Annotated in this window: 18 protein-coding genes; 3 read left to right on the top strand and 15 right to left on the bottom strand. The window is 62.3% G+C overall.

Going from position 1 to position 19,258, the window contains the following annotated elements; genetic code table 11:
- Positions 1-16: 16 nt before the first annotated feature.
- Positions 17-1,684 carry a UGSC family (seleno)protein gene (locus tag BLV09_RS33310; protein WP_146690436.1) on the bottom strand — a complete coding sequence of 556 codons (1,668 nt, stop codon included), beginning with the start codon at positions 1,682-1,684 and terminating at the stop codon, positions 17-19.
- 220 nt (positions 1,685-1,904) lie between these two features.
- Here BLV09_RS33310 and BLV09_RS33305 point away from each other — a divergent pair, with 220 nt between their 5' ends.
- The gene (locus BLV09_RS33305; RefSeq protein ID WP_146690435.1) at positions 1,905-2,399 is read left to right on the top strand and encodes a MarR family winged helix-turn-helix transcriptional regulator; all 495 of its coding nucleotides are present in this window, start codon (positions 1,905-1,907) and stop codon (positions 2,397-2,399) included.
- 300 nt (positions 2,400-2,699) lie between these two features.
- Here BLV09_RS33305 and BLV09_RS33300 read toward each other — a convergent pair whose 3' ends face one another.
- Positions 2,700-3,323 (bottom strand): TetR/AcrR family transcriptional regulator, encoded by a 624-nt coding sequence (locus BLV09_RS33300; protein WP_244548873.1) that lies wholly within the window; start codon positions 3,321-3,323, stop codon positions 2,700-2,702.
- Positions 3,324-3,624: 301 nt separating this feature from the next.
- On the opposite strand from BLV09_RS33300, the gene BLV09_RS33295 reads away from it, so the two are divergent.
- Complete coding sequence (locus BLV09_RS33295; RefSeq protein WP_146690434.1) at positions 3,625-4,869, top strand: efflux RND transporter periplasmic adaptor subunit; 1,245 nt, start codon at positions 3,625-3,627, stop codon at positions 4,867-4,869.
- A gap of 32 nt (positions 4,870-4,901) precedes the next feature.
- Positions 4,902-8,123, top strand: coding sequence for an efflux RND transporter permease subunit (locus tag BLV09_RS33290; protein WP_146690433.1), 3,222 nt, complete (start codon positions 4,902-4,904; stop codon positions 8,121-8,123).
- Between the two features lie 168 nt (positions 8,124-8,291).
- On the opposite strand, the gene dhaK is transcribed toward BLV09_RS33290, so the two are convergent.
- The 13 genes from dhaK to BLV09_RS33225 form a co-directional block, all read right to left on the bottom strand.
- Positions 8,292-9,281, bottom strand: coding sequence for a dihydroxyacetone kinase subunit DhaK (dhaK, locus tag BLV09_RS33285; protein WP_146690432.1), 990 nt, complete (start codon positions 9,279-9,281; stop codon positions 8,292-8,294).
- 43 nt (positions 9,282-9,324) lie between these two features.
- Positions 9,325-9,753 carry a hypothetical protein gene (locus BLV09_RS33280; RefSeq protein WP_146690431.1) on the bottom strand — a complete coding sequence of 143 codons (429 nt, stop codon included), beginning with the start codon at positions 9,751-9,753 and terminating at the stop codon, positions 9,325-9,327.
- Positions 9,750-11,348 carry a phosphoenolpyruvate--protein phosphotransferase gene (ptsP, locus tag BLV09_RS33275; protein WP_146690430.1) on the bottom strand — a complete coding sequence of 533 codons (1,599 nt, stop codon included), beginning with the start codon at positions 11,346-11,348 and terminating at the stop codon, positions 9,750-9,752. Before ptsP ends, BLV09_RS33280 begins: the two co-directional genes overlap by 4 nt.
- Positions 11,349-11,352: 4 nt before the next feature.
- On the bottom strand, positions 11,353-11,667 hold the full coding sequence (locus BLV09_RS33270; RefSeq protein ID WP_146690429.1) for an HPr family phosphocarrier protein: 315 nt from the start codon (positions 11,665-11,667) through the stop codon (positions 11,353-11,355).
- Positions 11,660-12,061: a dihydroxyacetone kinase phosphoryl donor subunit DhaM gene (dhaM, locus tag BLV09_RS33265; RefSeq protein ID WP_100386419.1), complete on the bottom strand. Its 402-nt coding sequence runs from the start codon at positions 12,059-12,061 to the stop codon at positions 11,660-11,662. Before dhaM ends, BLV09_RS33270 begins: the two co-directional genes overlap by 8 nt.
- Entirely contained in the window at positions 12,058-12,672 is a 615-nt protein-coding gene (gene dhaL / locus BLV09_RS33260) for a dihydroxyacetone kinase subunit DhaL (RefSeq protein ID WP_146690428.1), read from the bottom strand. Before dhaL ends, dhaM begins: the two co-directional genes overlap by 4 nt.
- Positions 12,669-13,676: an ABC transporter ATP-binding protein gene (locus BLV09_RS33255; protein ID WP_146690427.1), complete on the bottom strand. Its 1,008-nt coding sequence runs from the start codon at positions 13,674-13,676 to the stop codon at positions 12,669-12,671. The genes dhaL and BLV09_RS33255 overlap by 4 nt, the downstream gene beginning before the upstream one ends.
- Complete coding sequence (locus BLV09_RS33250) at positions 13,669-14,766, bottom strand: ABC transporter ATP-binding protein (RefSeq protein ID WP_146690426.1); 1,098 nt, start codon at positions 14,764-14,766, stop codon at positions 13,669-13,671. Before BLV09_RS33250 ends, BLV09_RS33255 begins: the two co-directional genes overlap by 8 nt.
- Before the next feature lie 6 nt (positions 14,767-14,772).
- Positions 14,773-14,982 carry a hypothetical protein gene (locus BLV09_RS33245; RefSeq protein WP_146690425.1) on the bottom strand — a complete coding sequence of 70 codons (210 nt, stop codon included), beginning with the start codon at positions 14,980-14,982 and terminating at the stop codon, positions 14,773-14,775.
- Positions 14,979-15,932, bottom strand: a complete 954-nt coding sequence (locus BLV09_RS33240) for a carbohydrate ABC transporter permease (RefSeq protein WP_146690424.1) — start codon at positions 15,930-15,932, stop codon at positions 14,979-14,981. Before BLV09_RS33240 ends, BLV09_RS33245 begins: the two co-directional genes overlap by 4 nt.
- Complete coding sequence (locus BLV09_RS33235) at positions 15,929-16,888, bottom strand: carbohydrate ABC transporter permease (RefSeq protein WP_167558966.1); 960 nt, start codon at positions 16,886-16,888, stop codon at positions 15,929-15,931. Before BLV09_RS33235 ends, BLV09_RS33240 begins: the two co-directional genes overlap by 4 nt.
- Positions 16,889-17,002: 114 nt before the next feature.
- Positions 17,003-18,343 carry an ABC transporter substrate-binding protein gene (locus BLV09_RS33230; RefSeq protein ID WP_146690423.1) on the bottom strand — a complete coding sequence of 447 codons (1,341 nt, stop codon included), beginning with the start codon at positions 18,341-18,343 and terminating at the stop codon, positions 17,003-17,005.
- Between the two features lie 222 nt (positions 18,344-18,565).
- The gene (locus tag BLV09_RS33225) at positions 18,566-18,844 is read right to left on the bottom strand and encodes a class I adenylate-forming enzyme family protein (RefSeq protein ID WP_349536700.1); all 279 of its coding nucleotides are present in this window, start codon (positions 18,842-18,844) and stop codon (positions 18,566-18,568) included.
- Positions 18,845-19,258: the final 414 nt, after the last annotated feature.

Here is a 19,258-nt window from a genome sequence, read left to right as displayed (position 1 = left end):
GCCTCACCGTCGCGCATCAGCGCCAGTCGTCGATCGATACCGTGGCGCGGTGCTTGGCGCCCATGATCTGCCAGTAGCCATTTGTTTCGCCGCCGACCACGACGACATTGATGGCCTCTTCCAGGAACATCGGAATCAGTTCATCCGGCGCAGCCTTGAGCCGCGTCGCCAATGGCTCCACGCCGAGCGTGGCGTTCGGATAGATGTAATTCTGAACCAGCTGCATGTCCCAATAGCGACCCGCCGGCATTTGCGCGGTCTCGTGAACGAACCGAATCAGCTTTTGCTTGGTGTCGAAGCCGCCACGGTCGATGAACTGCCGTGCCGTGATCGGGTCCAGCAACAGCACCGGTGCGGTCACGGCATCGACCGCGACCAGCATATCGCGCACGTGCTCGCGCCAGTAATCCTTGCGCAAGCCGAGGCCGAAGGTGGTCGAGCGGCAGCCGAAGAACACGCTGACCACGCTGTCTTCCGCCTTATAACCGCGCTGCACATGCAGCGGCTCCCAGGGACTGAGCTCCTCGTTCTCGGCGAACGTGATGCTGTTATAAGTGTAGGCATTGCCAAGCGATCCCATGAAGGTATCGCCCGGAACCGAACCACCCTGCAGATTTTGCGACAACAGGCCATAGGCTCGTCCGATCGTCGCATTGGCGTGGTTATAGGGCCCCATGGCGCCGATGCCGCAATTCATGCCGATCTGGTGGCGGATCGGACCGTTGACGACCACCATCGCCGATCCCGAACTCGAGGTGCTGCCGCGCGCCGTCACTTCCGACGCCGCGAGCGCCAGGATCACGGGAAAGTATTCCGGCCGGGCGCCAGCCATCACGGCATTCACCGCCACCTTTTCGACGGTGTATTCCCACGATCCGCGATTGGGCGTCGGCTGCATGCGGCCAACGACTTTATCTGCCGGCTGGCTCGTAGCAGCCAGCATCGCCGCGACCCGCGCTTCGGTCGGCAGCACGATCGGCAGCTTGTCGGTCCAGTTGTTTTGGAGAAACAGCTCGTGCAGTTCCGCTTCGGTGGCGGCTTCGACAAAGCGCGGTGTCGATCTTTCGCTCTCGGCCGGATGCCGGCCCGCGATATTGCCGGTCAGCGCGTCGATGATTTCGCGCATTACCGGGCGGCCTGTCACGGGATCATTGCCTTCGACATAGGCGCGCAATTCGGGTGCGCTCTTGCCCATCACGGGCTGGGGCACGAAGACCGACGGCGCATCCGACAGACCGCCCATGCGTGTCACCGAGCGCACCACCTTATCGAACATGCTGGTGTGGATCGCGACGGTCGGAATACCGAATTTGGTCTCCATGGTGATGGCGTGGGTGGAGACCGCGGGTGAGCAGGTGCTGCAATGGCCGACGCCGATGATCGCCGCATGACCATTGGCCTTGATCTCGCTCCAGAGCTCATGATCGTCGCGCCCGTAATACCCGGCGAGCGAGACCAGTTTGACGGTCACGGCGGGCATATGACTCGCAAACCAATTCGCCACTTCCTTCAGCAATTCGATGGAATCGTCGAAGCGGCTGTCGATCAGATAGACCGTCTTGCCGTCGAGGGTTTCCAGCCGCGGCGCCAAGGACTTCTTCGCTACCTTGGGCGGATAGCCGACCGGATTGAAGCAGATCATCTTATTTTCGACGATGTGGGGAGCGGGAACAGCGATATTCATGGCGGCAGGCATCCTTCCCATCAATCGCGCCGTCTTGGGCACGTTTTTATCGATTTCTGAGCCGGCTCAGCGCCCGCACTGGACTAATAATGGCCTATGACATTTAGTTGTCAATCAGATAATCTTAAATAAGATGATTTCTGAGGACCTTGAGCCCTAGTGGCTTGGCAGGCATAACCACCCGGCTGCGGCAACCTCGCATTGAGGATGGAAAACGACCTTGAGCTCAGTTGAATCGCCGGAAACGGCCGCCCACGATGACGTTAGAGGCCGAGAGTTGCAGCTCGGCCTGCACGGCCAGCGTCTCGGATTTCGGGTGCGGCGGCTGCACCATCTGCTCAGTGAGCGGGTCGTGGAAGCCTTCGCGCCTTACGGCTTGCGACCCGGCTCGCTCACCATGATGGTGCTGATCTCTGCCAATCCCGGCTATTCGCAGGTCGAACTTTCCCGGATCGGCAATCTCGACAAGTCGGCCATCGTGACCATCGTTGATGACCTGGAAAAACGCGGGCTTGCGATACGCGGCCGATCCTCCAGCGATCGGCGGCGCAATTCCTTGTTTCTGACGGCGCAGGGCGAGAAGCTGATGAAGGAAATGCACCAGCTCGCGATGGCGAGCGAACAACCGTTACGCGACGGCTTGTCACCAGGAGAATACGATCAATTATTTGAGCTGCTTGAAAAGGCCCGGGCGCTCCTTGCAGAGGAGAAATAGCTGCCAGCCATCGTTCGAGACGACTGGCTTCCAATCGCCTTTTTAGCGCGAAAGAGGAACAACGTCTCGTCAGCTTCCATATCCACTCAATATGCGAACCGTCGGCCTGAGGTGGTCTCGTTCACAACCTGGGCCGGGCGCGAGTGGAGCTTAAGGCCGAGTTCTCCCACAAACTTTCGCCGTGAGTTAATGGAGCGGATTTCACCTGTTTCATGATCACGCCGGTTTGCGGGGACACGCAACACCTGATCCCGAATCACGCGTTTCATGATGGGTTTATCATCGCAGATATCAAACGCATCAGGCGCTGCGCGAATGGCCTTTGCTGCCGAGCTTTGATCGTCCACTCTTCCCCGTCGGCCACGCGCTCATGGCGAGGCGACCAATCCGGGCGAGCTTATCGCGCGAGGCGCCGTCTCGCGCCTGGACCGCAAGCCCCCGCGCCACGGCGCTGTAATAGGCAGCCAACATGTCGCAATCGGAATCTTCAGGTACATCGCCGTTCGTCACACCCTTTCGGATGCGTGCCGCCATCGCGCTTTCCGAAAAGGCGCGATGTTCGGCCATCATGTCGCGGATGTTGCTCATGCCCGGCGAGCAATGTGTGCCCGCCAGCGAGATCATACAGCCGAGGGGGTGATCACCGCGGGTGAACTCTTCCGCGGTCGCCTCGAACAGTCGCGCGAAGGCGGTCTTCGTGTCGATCGAAGGGTCATTGAGGATGGCGTTGAACCATTGGCCCGCCCACTCGAGATAGGAGCGCGTGGCCTCGCAATAGAGCGCTTCCTTGCTGCCGAATGAATTGTAGAAGCTCGAAGCACTGATCCCCATCGCGGCGATCAGATCGTCGAATGACGTGCCCTCATAGCCGCGTTCCCAGAACAGCTCCATCGCTTCCCTCAGGGCAACGGCGCGGTCAAACACCGCGGGGCGTCCTCGGCCGCGTTTGCGCTCCTGCGCTTGGTTCTGCTGGATTTTCTTCCCTTGAATTATTTTTGGTGTCATCGCTCCAATAATCCTTGAACGGCGCCTCCCCGAGTTTATATCGCCAAGATCATATTGGAGTGCCTCCTCCAGATATCAACCCTGCGCGCCGTTTTTCCATTCTTCCGAGGACTACCACTTGGCATCAACCCTCGCACACTGGAGTGGCCGGCGCTCGCGGCGCTGACGATTCTCCACGGCCAAGTTCCGTGCAGCGTGGCAAGGACTCATGGACAGTCTCATGGATCAGATCACCGACCATTCGAAGTTTGAACGAAAACCGCTCAGTGAACCGGCAGCGCGCCCGCGGAGGTGGAGAGCGGCCGCGATCAGCGCAGCGATAGCGCTCGGCTTGTTCCTGGCCTATCTCGGCTTTGCACCTCACAAGGCCAATCAGGCGGCGGCCGTGCCGGCGCCCGCTTTGCCGGTGACGGTCAGCCAGCCCTTGCATCGCGACGTCGATACCAGGGTCGGCTTTCTCGGCCAGTTCTCCGCCATCGACAAGGTCGAACTTCGGGCACAGGTCGGCGGCACGCTGACCGAGATCGACTTCAAGGACGGCCAGATCGTTCACAAGGGCGACCTGCTGTTCGTGATCGACCCGCGGCCCTATGAGATCAAGCTGGAGCAGGCGCAAGCGGCTTTGCAGACCGCCACCGCGCGCGTGGCGCTCGCCGGCAACCAGCTTTCCCGGGCGCAATCGCTCAAGCGCAACGACTTCGCCACCCAGGAAACCGTCGACCAGCGTACCAACGACCAGGATGCGTCGCAGGCCGCGGTCGAGGACGCCAAGGCGCGCGTGCGCGATGCGGAGCTCGACCTGGAATATTGCCACGTGCGGGCGCCGTTCACGGGACGCATCGGCGCGCGCCAGGTTTCGATCGGAAGCCTAGTCGCGGGCAGCCGGGCCGCGACCAGCCCGACCACGCTGCTGACGACGCTGGTTTCGCTCGACCCACTCTATCTCGATTTCGACATGAGCGAATCCGACTTCCTGACGTTTTCGCGCGAGCGCGCCCGCCTCAAGGGCCCGCTTGCCAACAAGGTGCTGATCGGCCTTAGCGACGAGAACAGTTTCAGCCGCGAGGGAACGCTCGACTTCATCGACAATGCGCTCGATCGTTCCAGCGGCACCATTCACGCGCGCGCCACGGTGCCGAACCCCGACCTGTTCCTGGCGCCGGGCCAGTTCGCGCGGTTGCGGGTCGCGATCGCACCGCCCACGCCGGCCTATCTGCTGCCGGACGCCGCCGTCGTGCTCGACCAATCGCAGCGTCTGGTGATGACCGTCACCTCCGATGGCACGGTGAAACCGAAGATCGTCACCACCGGCGAGCTTCGTGGCGGCTTGCGGGTGATCCAGTCCGGTCTCGATGCGAGCGATCGCGTCGTCATCGACGGCCTCGTGCGCGCCATTCCCGGCACCAAGGTCACGCCGCAGGACGGCGCAATCCACTACGACGCCACTGCCGACGGCCAAGGTTAAGGCGAAGGCTGAAACAAAGGCGGGAGTTTCCCATGTCACACAGCTTCATCGACAGGCCGATCTTCGCCACCGTGCTCAGCGTCTTCCTGACGCTGATCGGGCTAGGCGCGCTCGCCATCCTGCCCATCTCGCAATACCCGGAGATCGTGCCGCCCACGGTCCAGATCACCACGGTCTATCCCGGAGCCTCCGCCGAGACGGTTTCGCGCACGGTCGCAACGCCGCTCGAGCAGGAGATCAACGGCGTCGAGAACATGATCTACATCAACAGCCAGTCGACCGGCGACGGCAAGCTCACCATTACCGTCACCTTCCGGATCGGCACCGACCTCAACGTCGCGCAGATGCTGACACAGAATCGCGTGCAGGATGCCCTGCCCCGGCTGCCTGAAGATGTGCAGCGGCTTGGCGTGCAGGTGCGGAAAGCGACGCCTAACATCCTGCTCGCGGTGCATCTCTATTCGCCGGACTCCTCGCGCGACACGCTCTACATCTCGAACTATGCGACGCTGCACGTAAAGGACGTGCTGGCACGCCTGCCCGGCGTCGGCGACGTGCAGATTTTCGCGGGGCGCGAATACGCCATGCGCATCTGGCTCGACCCTGACAAGGTTGCGGCGCATAATCTGAACGCGAGCGAAGTGCTTGCCGCCCTGCAGGCCCAGAACGTCCAGGTCTCGGCGGGCGTGCTGAACCAGCCGCCGGTCGCTTCGAAGCAGGCCTATCAGCTCAACGTGCAGACGCTCGGCCGCCTCTCCACGCCGGAGGAGTTTGCCTCCATCGTGCTGAAATCGGACCACGAAGGCCGCGTGACGCGCCTGCGCGACGTCGGTCGCGTCGAGATCGGCGCCGCCGACTACGGCTCGACAGCGTTCATGGACCGCGGGCCCGGCATGCCGCTCCTGATCTTTGCCCAGCCGGGCGCGAACTCGCTCGCCGTCGAGCACGAAGTGCTCGACACGATGGAGACGCTGGTCAAGGACTTTCCACCCGGCCTCAGCTACAAGGTCATCTATGACCCCACCATCTTTGTCGGCAAATCGGTCGACGAGGTGATCAAGACGATCTTTGTCGCGATCCTGCTCGTGGTCGGCGTCGTGTTCCTGTTCCTGCAGAGCTGGCGCGCCGCGATCATCCCTGTCATCGCGATCCCCGTCTCGCTGGTCGGCACCTTCACCTTTCTCTACGCGCTCGGAATATCGCTGAACAATCTGTCGCTGTTCGGCCTCGTGCTGGCGGTCGGCATCGTCGTCGACGACGCCATCGTCGTCGTGGAGAATGTCGAACGCAACCTCGAGCGCGGCATGACGCCGAAGGAAGCCGCCCACGTCACCATGACCGAGGTCGGCGGCGCGCTGATCTCGATCGCGCTGACGCTGTGCGCGGTGTTCGTGCCCTCCGCCTTCCTGTCAGGCATTACCGGACAATTCTTCCGTCAGTTCGCCATCACGATCGCAGCCTCCACCCTGATCTCCTGCTTCGTCTCGCTGACCCTCAGCCCCGCCCTTTGCGCGGTGCTGTTCAGGGCGCATGAGCCCGGTCACAAGGCGCAGGGCTCGTGGATCGTGCGGCTGGTGCAGGCTGGATTCGCCCGCTTCAATTTCGGGTTCGAGTGGCTGTCGACCAGCTATGGACGGCTGACGCGGCGGCTGGTGCAGATCACCGGCGTCGTGCTCCTGGTCTATGCGGCGCTGATTGGGCTGGCCGGCTTCCAGTTCGCCCGCGCCCCTACCGGCTTCATTCCGGAGCAGGACCAGGGCTATCTCATCACCGTCGTCCAATTGCCGCCGGGCGCGACGCTCGACCGGACCGAAGCGGTGGTCAAGAAGGCGATCGACATCATCATGTCGACGCCAGGCGTCGAGCACGTCGCGCCGTTCGCGGGCCTTGATGCGACCACCTTCACCATCGCCTCCAACGCCGGAACGATCTTTTCCGGCTTGCCTTCCCTTTACAATCATGAGGTCAAGGGCCTGACCGCGACCAGCGTGCTTGCCGACCTGCGCAAGCGGCTGTCGGTGATCCAGGAAGCTTATGTGCTGACGATCCCGCCGCCGCCGGTGCAGGGCATCGGCAATGCCGGCGGCTTCAAGATGATGCTGCAGGATCGCGCCGGCCTCGGCTCGGAGGCCTTGTCGAAAGCGGCGCAGGCGCTGGTCGCGGCCGCCAACAAGGATCCAAGTTTTGCCGGCGTCTTCACGCTGTTCGGCACGCGCTCGCCGTCGGTCTATGCCGACATCGACCGCGAGAAGGCCGAGAAGGTCGGGCTGACACCGACCGACGTCTTCAACGCGCTGCAGGTCTATCTCGGCTCGCAGTACGTGAACGACTTCAACTATCTCGGCCGCACCTACCAGGTGATCGCGCAGGCCGATGGCTCGTTCCGGCAGGACCCGCAGGACATCGCGCGGCTGAAGGCGCGCAACAGTGTTGGAGAAATGGTGCCGGTCGGCACCGTGGCGCGGCTCAAATCGGTGAACGGGCCCTATCGCGTGCCGCGTTACGACCTGTTCCCCGCCGCCGAAGTGATGGGTGTCGCGGCGCCGGGAGTAGCGACCGGCACCGCGCTGCGCCGCATGGAGGAGCTCGCCCACCAGGTGCTGCCGCCCGGCATCGGCTTCGAATGGACCGAGCTTGCATTCCAGCAGCAACAGAAGGGGACCTCGTCGCTGCTGGTGTTCGGCGCGGCTGCCCTGTTCGTGTTCCTGGTGCTCGCGGCGCAATATGAGAGCTGGAATCTGCCGCTCGCAGTGGTGATGATCGTGCCGATGTGCCTGCTCGCTTCTGTGACCGGGCTGTTGTGGCGGGGCATGCCGATCGACGTGCTGGCGCAGATCGGCTTTGTCGTGCTGGTTGGACTAGCCGCCAAGAACGCGATCCTGATCGTGGAATTCGCGCGCCAAACCGAGGAAGCCGGCGCCACCCCGGGCGAGGCCGCCGTCACCGCGGCCCGCACGCGGCTGCGGCCGATCCTGATGACGTCGCTGGCCTTCATCTTTGGCGTCGCCCCACTCGTCGTCGCCACCGGTGCCGGCGCGGAAATGCGCCAGTCGCTGGGCACCGCAGTGTTCGCAGGCATGCTCGGCGTGACCGCGTTCGGTCTGTTGTTCACACCGGCATTTTACACGGTGGCCCGCAAGATCGGGCGCAAAAAGCCACAAGCGGGACCCAACGAAGCTGCCCCCGCGAGCGATATCGCTGCGGATCGCGACCAACCAGCGAGCGGCGTGCGCGTGCAGAGCCGGGCGATCTGAGACGAGCGAACGGCGCCGCCGATTTTGTGAAAGTCGGCCCGACAGAATCAAGCCCCCAGCAATCCCAAGGCTAATCCCAGGGCTTGCTGGGTGCTTTGCGTCGTCTTGTTTGCGACGACACGCGGCCACCAACAAACCCGAGAAAACACCAGTCTGCGCGAGATGAGGTCAAACGCCCCAACGCAGCGCTGCGGTGTGCACCGGGGCATCCCACAGTGCCTTCGTTTGGCTATCGAGTATGGATACAGTGAGAGAGACCCCGGCCATGTCGAGGGACGTGACATACGAACCGGTCAGGAAACGCGTCGCCGTGATTCCCGCGTTGTCCAAAATCCACTTTGCGCTGTTGACCATCAAATAGAGTTCGATCAGAGGCGTTGCGCCGAACCCGTTGACGAGAAGCAGCACCTCACTCCCCTGGCTGGGTGCAAGATCCTTGAGGATCGCTTCGAGCAGCTCGGCGGCGATTGCGTCAGCGGGAGCGAGCGGTACCCTGCGCCGGCCAGGCTCACCATGAATGCCGACACCCATTTCCATCTCATCGTCAGCCAACGTGAAATTCGGCCGTCCCGCCGCCGGTACGGTGCACGGCATCAGCGCCACCCCCATCGAGCGCGTGCGCCGGTTGACCTCGTCGCCAAGCACCTTGAGAGCGGCAAGCGGGGCTCCGGTCTCGGCCGCGGCGCCGACCATCTTTTCCACGATCAGCGTACCCGCAACACCTCGACGGCCGGTCGTGTAGGTCGACCTCTCGACCGCCACGTCGTCGTTGGTCACCACACTCGCAACTTCTCGCCCGGCCATCTCGGCAGCCATGGTGAAATTCATCACATCGCCTTCGTAGTTCTTGACGACGAAAAGCACGCCTGCGCCAGTGTCGACGGCTTCCGCGGCTTCGATCATCTGGTCTGGCGTCGGCGAGGTGAAGACCTGGCCGGGACAGGCGGCGTCGAGCATGCCGAGGCCGACATAGCCGGCATGGAGCGGTTCATGTCCCGAGCCGCCACCCGAAATCAGCGCGACCTTGCCCGGCTTCAGGGTGCGGCGGCGCACGAATTTGCGCTCGGCGCCAAGAAGCAAGATATCCGCATGCGCTGCGGCCAGGCCGTCAAGGCTCTCTTCGAGCACCGTATCGGCGCTGTTGATCAGCTTTTTCATGAGCGTCCTCCCGATTGTTAATCTTGTGATCCGGATCAACCTTTCAGCCGACGCTCTCGGCGTAGCGCGCGAGCCGCGCGGCAAAATCAACAACGAGCTGTTCAAGCGCACGGTTTTTCTTGTCGTCGCCGAGATCGGGCACCGTCACCGTGACGGTGCGTGTGCGCGCTTCGCGGTGGGGTGCGCGCAGTCGTCCGGGGTGCGCGCGTCCGTAGGCTTCAAGGAATGCCGCGCGCTCGCCACCCGACAGATGGCAGACTTCGAAGATGATCGAGACATGTTTCGCCGGGATCGGCACCAGATACGCCGGATTGGTAATCTGAGTCACGAAGGAGCGGTTTTTTCCCAGGGCCGCAGCAAGCTTCAGCCGCGTCCCTGACGGGCGGTTGTCGAGCACGCGCCGGAGGATGACCTTGTAATCCGCGACATTGCTGTCGCCAGGCCCGCGGGTGCCCTCGTCTGCATCGTTCATAAACGCACCTTCGCGATTGCGGCCTTGAGCCGTGCGACTGCAATCGGTGACACGGAGAGGGTTGTCAGCCCCGTCGCAAGCAGCGCCGTCGTCAGGCGGGTATCGGCTGCAGCGTCGCCGCAGAGCGAAACCTCGACGCCGCGCTTGCGCCCGGACTCGACGGTCCGGGCGATCAGCGCCAGCACAGCTGGATTGCCCGTATCGTTGAGGTCGGCAACGGCGCCGACGTCGCGCGCCGCAGCCATCGTGTACTGGGTCAGGTCGTTCGAACCGATGGAATAGAACGCAGCGCCGAAATCCTCGGCGCGAAGCGCGGCCGCCGGGACCTCGACCATGATACCGAGCGGCGGGCGAGCGCATGCGATCCCTTCCGCCCCGAGTGCCGTGAACTCGGCATCAAGCATGGCACCAGCACGGTCGAGTTCCGCGGGGACCGCGATCATCGGCAGCATCACCTTCAGCGTTCCGTGCACAGCCGCACGGCACAGCGCCCGCAGTTGCACCCGAAACACCTCCGGCCGCGCAAGCGAGAGACGAATACCGCGAAGCCCGAGAAACGGGTTGCTCTCGCCGTCGATGGTCAAACCGGTGATCGGCTTGTCGCCGCCGGCATCGAGAGTGCGGATCGTCACCGGCCTTCCCTGGGCCCAGTCGAGAATACGCCGATAGACCGCGTATTGGGTGTCCTCGTCAGGCAAGCCCTTGGACGCCTCGAATAGAAATTCCGTGCGCACGAGACCAATGCCGTCGCAGATTGCGGGATCAACGCCCGCGAGGTCTTCAGGTGCAGCGACGTTGAGAAGAACCGCGATCCGTCGGCCATCAGCGGTACATGCAGGCTCGGCGCGACCGGCGTCAGCGGCGACTCGCGCAGCGTTCGCAGCCGCCATGCGGTGCTCGAACTGAAGGCGCGTTTCGGGTTCGGGGTCGAAGATCACGGTGCCGGCATCGCCATCGACCAGCGCCAAGGCCGGCGGCCGCCCCTTCCACGACAACGGGCCGAGCCCGACGACCATGGGGGCTCCCCGGGCGCGCGCCAACACCGCGACATGCGAGGAAGGTGAGCCGGCGCCTAGCGCGATGGCGCCACCGTGGGTCCAGTCGGCGGCAAGAAAAATGGAGGGCGAGATGTCGTCACAGGCGACGATCGAACCGCCAGTGATCTTCGTAACCGTGGCCGCGTCGCTCAAATGCGCGAGCACGCGGTCGCGGATGTCGACGAGATCTGCGACACGGGCACGGAAATATTCATCTTCCGCGGCACGATAGCCTGTGATCTCCGCGTCGAGAGCCGAGCGCCAGGCATTGTCGGCGGCGACACCGGCGGAGATGGCGTCATATGCCCCCTCCGTTAGCGCATCATCTTCCAGCATCGCGACCTGGAATTCCAGAATGTCGGCGACCTCGCCCTGAACCGTCGTGATCAGTTCGGAGAGCTCGGCTGTCGCACCTTCGATTGCCGCCTTCAGCGCGCCCGCCTCCCGGGCGGGATCGCCGGTCGCCGTCCGCCTCGCAACAGCGGCCGTCAACACCGTGACCGGTCCGATGGCGAGCCCCGGCGAGGCTGGACGGCCGGTGAGTTGAATCTCGGTCACCGCCTCACACCTCGCCGAAACTGTCATGAACCAGCGCCAGCATGGCAGCGAGCGCCACCTCGCCGTCGGGACCGCTGACGCGGAAATGCAGCGTCGCGCCCTGCGGCGCCTTCACGCGCATCACCTTCACCGGACTCTTGGCGTCCGTCCAGGGCCCATCCGCCGCGAGGGCAAGTTCGATCTTCGCGGTAAAGCTCTTCGCGCACTGCGTGAGCTTGACCGACGGCCGCGCATGAAGACCGACTGGATTGACGAGAACCGCCGAGGCCGTCAGCAGCACGAAAGTCTCAGCCGCCCGGCTGGCGTTGGCATCATGCATAGAATTCCTCCGCGCTGCGCTTGACGGCGGCAAGCGGCGAGCCGCCCGAGGACTCGGTCGCCGCGATCACGGCTCCCTCGACCACCGGGGCATTACAAATCACGACACGCGCTCGCCGATCTTCGGACAGCATCTCGATCGCCATCTCGGAATTTGTCTCCGCTCCGCCTAGATCAACCAGGATCGCCACGCCGGCCGGCGACCAGGCTGTCTCGACCGCCTCGAGGATGCCGGCAACATTGGTGCCGAGCCCTCCATCGATGTCGCCGCCTGTCCAGGCCAGCGGCACAGCATTGCCTACCATCTGACGCACCATATCGGCCGCGCCCTCCGCGATCTTAGGGGAATGTGAAACGATGACGATTCCGACATTGCCGGAATTTGATTTGTTCATGTACTTGCCTCGAATTCCAGTGTCGTAACCGCCGCGCCGATCAGGAGGGACGCCGAGCGCGATCCGGGGTCCATATGACCGATAGAACGTTCGCCGAGGAAGGACGCCCGGCCGCGGATTGCGAGCATGGGCGTGGTGCGATCGGCTGCCTGCGCCGCCTCGATCGCGATCGCCCTGGCATCGCCACCTCGCGCAAATACGATTTGCACCGGCACCAGGACATCCAGCAAGGTTTTCTGTCCCACTTCCGAACGCCCGCGCGCCTTGACGGCATCGATCGCCTTCTCAGTAGCCGCGACGAGATCGGCGCGCATCGGCTGCTCGGGAAGCGCCTTGCCGAGCTCCATGAAGAAAGTGCCGACCAGCGGTCCAGAGGCGCCGCCGACCTTCATCACCAGCGTCATTCCAATCGCCTTCAGCATTTCCGGCAATGATTTGTCTGCAAGGCCGGGGAGTGTGGCAAGCACGGCCACGAAACCGCGCTTCATGTTCAGCCCGTGATCGCCGTCGCCGATCGCCTGATCAAGGCTGGTCAGTTCGTCGGCGTGCTCGATCATCGATTCCGCAAGCGCCCGAACCAGCTTTTCCCTGGCTGTCCGATCGAGACTCATGCCGCGACCCTCCTGCCGGCCGCGTCGAAGAACAGCGGGTTGTTGAGACGGAGCGACACGATATCGCCGGCACCGAGCCTTGCCTCAGGGTCCGACAACGTCACGACGGGCTGGCCGCCAAGCTCGAGGTGGAGATGGCTTTGGTCGCCGAGATGTTCAATCCGCGTGACGGTTGCCGACACGTCTCCGTTGCCGCGCGCGATCGTCAGGTGCTCGGTGCGCGCGCCGATGGTTTTGGCCGCGCGCGGCGCGCCGGCAAACAGAGCCGCAGGCAGCAGGTTGATGGTCGGCTGTCCGAGCCGCGCGGCGACATAGGCGTTGATCGGGTTCTCATAGATCTCGCGTGGCGTACCGATCTGCATCAGCCGCCCGGCCTCAATCACGCCGATGCGCGAAGCCATGGTCATGGCTTCGGTCTGGTCGTGGGTGACATAGAGGATGGTCGCGCCGAGATCAGTCTGGATGCGCTTAAGTTCAAGGCGCATTTCGCCGCGCAGCTTGGCGTCCAGCGAGGACAGCGGTTCGTCCATGAGATAGATCGAGGGCGAGCGCACCAGCGCCCGGCCGATGGCGACGCGCTGCATCTGCCCGCCCGACAACTGCGTCGCCTTGTTGTGCAGCTTGGTTTCGATGTGGAGAAGACACGCAACCTCCTCCACTTTCGCGCGGATCTCGGCCTCCGCCATGCGGCGGATCGGCGCACGTAACGCAAAGGCCATGTTCTCGAATACCGTAAGATGCGGATACAGCGAGTATTGCTGAAAGACGAAAGCAACGTCGCGATTGGCCGGTGCATCGCCGGTCACGTCGCGTCCGTCAATCCGGATCGAACCGCTGTCCGGCATCTCCAATCCGGCGATGAGGCGCAACGTCGTTGTCTTGCCGGCGCCGGTCGGCCCGAGCAGCGCGACGAATTCACCGTCTCCGACGGTCAGCGACAGATCGCTGACTGCATGCACCTTGTTGAACACCTTGGAGACGGCACCGATCTCGACCTTAGCCATGCGCACCTCCCTCGTGCAAGGCGGTGCGGATCGCACGACCCGACCCCTTGTCGAAGATCGAAAGCGTATCGGGTCGAAAATCAAGCCCGACACTCTCTCCGGTACGAAAGGACATGCTGGCGGGCGACCGGGCCTTCAGCGCCCCATAGCGCGTCGTCACGGTAACGATCTGGGTGGTCCCGAGATATTCCGATCCATAGACCTCGCCCCGCACCATGCCGCGATCAGTGAAACGCACATGCTCGGGCCGGACTCCGAGGACGAGATCGCTTTCCGCCAGCGCCTCGCGTGCAGCGGGAACCGCAACCTCGCGCTCGCCGAGCCGGATCGTCTGCGCGCCGGCTTCCAGGCTACCGCGAAACGGCAGGAAGTTCATGGGCGGCGAACCAATGAAGTCGGCGACGAAGAGCGAGGCCGGCCGGTCATAGATGTCGCGCGGACTCGCGACCTGCTCGATGATGCCGTTGTTCATCACGACAATCATGTCGGCCATCGCCATGGCCTCGAGCTGGTCATGCGTAACGTAGACCGTCGTCGCGCCGAGCCGATCATGCAGTGCCCGCAATTCACGGATCATCGCCTCGCGCATTTCAGTATCGAGCGCTCCGAGCGGCTCATCCATCAGGAAACATTTAGGCTTGCGCACAATCGCCCGCCCGAGCGCGACGCGCTGCCGGTCGCCGCCGGCAAGGCTCGACACCGGCCGATCAAGAAGATGGGAAATGCGCAGGATGCGCACGGCATCCATGACCCGCCGGTCGATCTCCGCCGCACCGACACCTTCGCATTTCAAGGGAAAGCCGATATTCCGCCGGACATTCATATGTGGATAGAGCGCGAAGAGCTGGAACACGAAAGCGATATCGCGTGCCGAGGCGCGGTTCATCGTCACGTCCTCACCGCCGAGCCGAATGGTGCCGGCCGTCGGCAATTCCAGTCCCGCAATCATGCGCAGCGTCGTCGTCTTGCCGCAGCCGGAAGGCCCGAGGAGGCAGAGGAACTGGCCGTCCTCCACCGTAAAGCTGGCCGCCTTGACCGCATGGAACGTCCCAAACGATTTGTCGATCGCTTCGACCCTGATCTGTGCCATCGCGCCCTACTCCCTGACCTTCGACACGATAATGAACATCACCGTGCCGAACAGAGTGGTCGCGAAAGACCAGGAATAGAGCATCAGGAAAAACGGCTGCATCAGCATGATGACGCCCATGGCGATGATCGTCGTAGCGATGGCCTCTAGCGGACCGCGTCGCAGAATCCTGTTCGTGAGGCCGCGTCGCGGCATCTGGTTCGCCTCGATGCTCATTTGCGAACGGCTCCAAAGGTGATGCCACGCAGCAGATGCTTGCGTAAAAGCACCGTGAACACGACGATCGGCACCAGGAAGAGCGCCGTGCCAGCAGCGACCGCGGGCCAGTCCTGCCCGCCCTCGCCGATGATGATCGGAATGAAGGGCGGCGCCGTCTGCGCATTGCCGGAGGTCAGAAGCACGGCAAAGGCGTATTCGTTCCAGGCAAAGATAAGACAGAAGATCGCCGTTGCCGCTATCCCGGTCGTCGCCTGCGGCAGCACGACCTTCACGAAGGCCTGAAAGCGCGTATAGCCATCTATCATTGCCGCCTCCTCATATTCGCGCGGGATCTCGTCGATGAAACCCTTGAGAAGCCAGACCGCGAGCGAGACGTTAACCGAGGTGTAAAGCAGGATCATCCCGAGCCGCGTATCCGACAGCCCGATGGTGCGATACATCAGGTAGATCGGGATCGCGACCGCGATCGGCGGCATCATTCTTGTCGACAGAATGAAGAACAGCAGATCGTCCTTGAGAGGTACGCGAAATCGCGAGAAACCGTAGGCCGACAAGGTGCCGAGGGCGACCGCGAGCACCGTCGAACCGAAGGCGATGATCAGCGAATTGATGAAACGCGGCACATAGTTCGACGGTCCGGCGACGACCATGTTGCGATCGCGCGCAATGCCGTCGCAAAGCCCCTGTGCTGGTCCCAGCGTCTGGATGAATTCCGGCGTCTGGCGCGAGCGCGTGGTGAAGAGATTGCAATAGCCCTCAAGCGAAGGCTCGAACAGGACCTTCGGCGGATAGGAGATCGCATCGTCTGGCGACTTGAACGAGGTGAGCACGATCCAGATCAGCGGAATCATCGTGATCACAGCATAGAGAATCACGAGCGAGCCAGCGAAACGTCTCGTGCCCGACGACGGTTCGACGACGGAATGGGCCGTATTGGCAAGGCTCATCGGCTCTTCACCCGGTTCAGCGCCTTCACATAGATGTTGGCGAGGCCGAATACCGTCACGAACAGGATGATCGCGAAGGCCGAGGAATAGCCGGTCCGCCAGCTCTCGAACGCCGCGCGCTTGAGCGTGATCGAGGCAACTTCCGTGGTCGATCCTGGCCCGCCCCCCGTCAGCAGGTTGACCATGTCGAACATCTTGAAATTCTCGATCCCGCGAAAGAGCACGGCGAGCATGATGAAGGGCAGCGCCATCGGCAGCGTGATCGACCAGAACTGCCGCCATTTCGACGCGCGATCGACCTCGGCCGCCTCATAGATGTAATCCGGGATCGAGCGCAGGCCGGCAAGGCAGATCAGCATCACGTAAGGTGTCCACATCCAGGCATCGACGATGACGATGGCCCAGGGGCTCAACGTCACGTCGCCCAGCATCTGGAACGACGAGGCGTCGTGGCCGGTAAAGAAGGCGACGACGTAGTTGAACAGCCCGATCTGCGGGTGGTAGAGAAAAGTCCAGAAATTGCCGACGACGGCGGGCGAGAGCATCATCGGCAGCAGGATGATCGTGGTCCAGATGCCGTGGCCGCGAAACTTCTTGTCGATCAGAAACGCAAGGCCGAAACCAAGCACGGTCTCGATAATCACGGTCCAGATCACAAAATGGGCCGTCACCTGCATCGCCGCCCAAATGTCGGAATCGGTCAAGATTGACTGATACCAGTCTATCCCCAGCCATTTGATCGGCACGTTTGCCCGATTGGCGCGATAGTTGGTGAACGACAGATAGATCGTCCAAACCAGCGGGAAAATATTGATTGCCAGCAGCAGCACGATTGTCGGCGTGATGAAGAGCCAGGCCAGCGCCCTGTCGGACAGGCCCCGTATACGGCGCACCACGCCCGGCCGGACCAGCGCAGCCTGATAGGCGATCGGCGATGAAGCACTCAAATCATGCATGGCGTCGGTTGGTCCTGATGCGCCGAGGTCGTCCATTGCGGGACGGAGAATGGGTATTAGCGGAAGAAAACGCCTGGAGCGCTGACCAGCGCACTCCAGGCGACTATCCCAGAACTACTTGCCTTCTTCCTTGAAAATAGCTTTCCAGTCCTTCACCAACCCGTCGAGCGCTTCCTGCGCGGTGCCCTTGTCGGCGACCACGTAATCATGCACGCGCTTCTGCTCGGCTTGCAGGAGCTGTGCATAGGAGGGCTCAGCCCAGAAATCGACGACCATGCCCATCGACTGCAGGAACTCCTTGGCGAAGGGGGCGCTGCCCGGGAAGCTCGGGTCGTTCAACACCGACTTGGCGCAGGAATATCCACCCAGAGCCCACCACTTCTTCTGCACGTCCCCTGCGGCGAACCACTTGATGTATTGCAGTGCTTCGCCCTGGTTCTTGGAATAGGAAACAACGGAGATTCCCTGCCCGCCGAGTTGCGTCGCCTGTGACGCGGGGCCGGCTGGATTGACGAAGAAGCCGATCTTGTCACCGCCGACATTCGGGTCCTTGTAGAGACCGGGGAAGAAGGCGAAGAAATTCATCTGCAACGCGACCTGGCCTGATTTGAAGGCATCGAGACCTTCCGACATGTAGGAGTTGGAAGCGCCAGGAGGCGTGCAGCACTTGTAGAGTTCTTTGTAGGCTTCAAGTCCTTTGACGGCACCCGGCGAGTTGACGAAACCGTCCATCGCATAGGGCTTGTTGGGATCCTGATATTTGAAGCCATAATCATAGAGATAGTTTGAGACCCCCATGGTGATGCCCTCCGAGCCGCGCTCGGTGTAGATGGATGCACCATAGACCTTCTTGCCGTCGATCTCGCGACCCTGGAAGAACTGCGCGATGTCGTGAAGTTCGTCCAGCGTCTTCGGCACGGCGAGATCGCGGCCGTATTTGGCCTTGAAATCCTTCTGCACGTCGGGGCGCGCGAACCAGTCCTTGCGATAGGTCCAGCCCACCGCGTCGCCCATGGCCGGCAGCGCCCAGTAGTTCGGCGTATTCTTCGGCCACTCGGAATAGCCGACCACGGTCGCCGGCATGTAGTCGTCCATGCTGATCCCTTCCTTCTTGAAGAAATCATTGAGCTTGACGTACTGGCCGTTCTCGGCGGCGCCGCCGATCCACTGTGAATCGCCGATGATGAGATCGCACAACGACCCGTGCGAATTGAGTTCGTTCAGGAAGCGATCGGCATAGTTGGTCCACGGCACGAATTCGAATTTCATGCCGATCCCGGTCTTGGCAGTGAAATCCTTGGACAGTTCGACCAGCGCGTTGGCGGGGTCCCACGCGGCCCAACACAACGTGATGGTTTTGCCCTGCGCTTGCGCGGGCGCGGTCGCCGCTCCGATGCCGAGCGCGGAGGCAACAGCCCCGCATGCAACAAGAAGCGCCTTCATCGTATGTCTCATTATGCGTTCCCTCCCAGTGGAGCCGGCCATCGACATGGCACAGCTTTCCTACCCGCTCGAATGCTTCGAGCAGAGCAACACAGTCCTTGACGGGTGAATGACTGAACGACGTTTCCTCGTGCTTACCCGGATTCTAAGGATCCGGTGCAGCTCGATTTGTTTAGTAAATCACAATTTACTAAACATTGCAAGCGAGCTCTTGTTAGTTCTGTGGACGTGCTGTTATTTCAACGACCTGAACGCGCGGCTTTCCGATGCCAGCTGGAGACCGTCAACGACCGTCTGCCCCCATTCCTTGTTGGGTTCGCCGAGCACTCGCACTTCATCTACGCCCGGAATCCCGGCGACCACGGCCTCGATCTCCTGAGGATAGATATGGTAACCGGTATTGATCATACGGTCCTGACGGCCGCGATAGGTGAGATATCCCTCGCCATCCACGCTCATCAGGTCGCCCCGCGAACACCAACCGTCGGCGTCGGCATATTCCCGTACCACCATCGGTCCGCGGACGCAGATTTCCCCCGGCCGAGTGGCAGGATTCGAACCTGCGACCCCTGCGTCCCGAACGTAAATAGCGATCGAGAAGATCAATAAAAACAATGACGTCTAGCTCTGATTGACCACCTTTATCGCTGTTTGGTCGTAGGGTTTCGGTGGTCAATCGGTGGTCAGAACTCCCCCCTTCGCAAAGCGTTTGGGACTAAGCCCGTGTACCCATAAACCCGTTGGCGTGATGGGACGAGACTACGTCCGCTTTGCCCCGTTAGCGACCAAGCTCGTGCGGCGGCGCAATCTAACGGACATACGCGACTAGGGGCGAGGGGCGCGCGCTTTCTTCGATGCGATGCGATGAAAATCGAAATGTGTGCGGCACGGTTGCCTCGACGAACCTGAAACTCTGGCCCGGCTTTA

This window comes from Bradyrhizobium canariense (assembly GCF_900105125.1).
Lineage (GTDB): Bacteria > Pseudomonadota > Alphaproteobacteria > Rhizobiales > Xanthobacteraceae > Bradyrhizobium > Bradyrhizobium canariense_A.
This window is presented reverse-complemented; position numbering and strand designations above follow the sequence as displayed.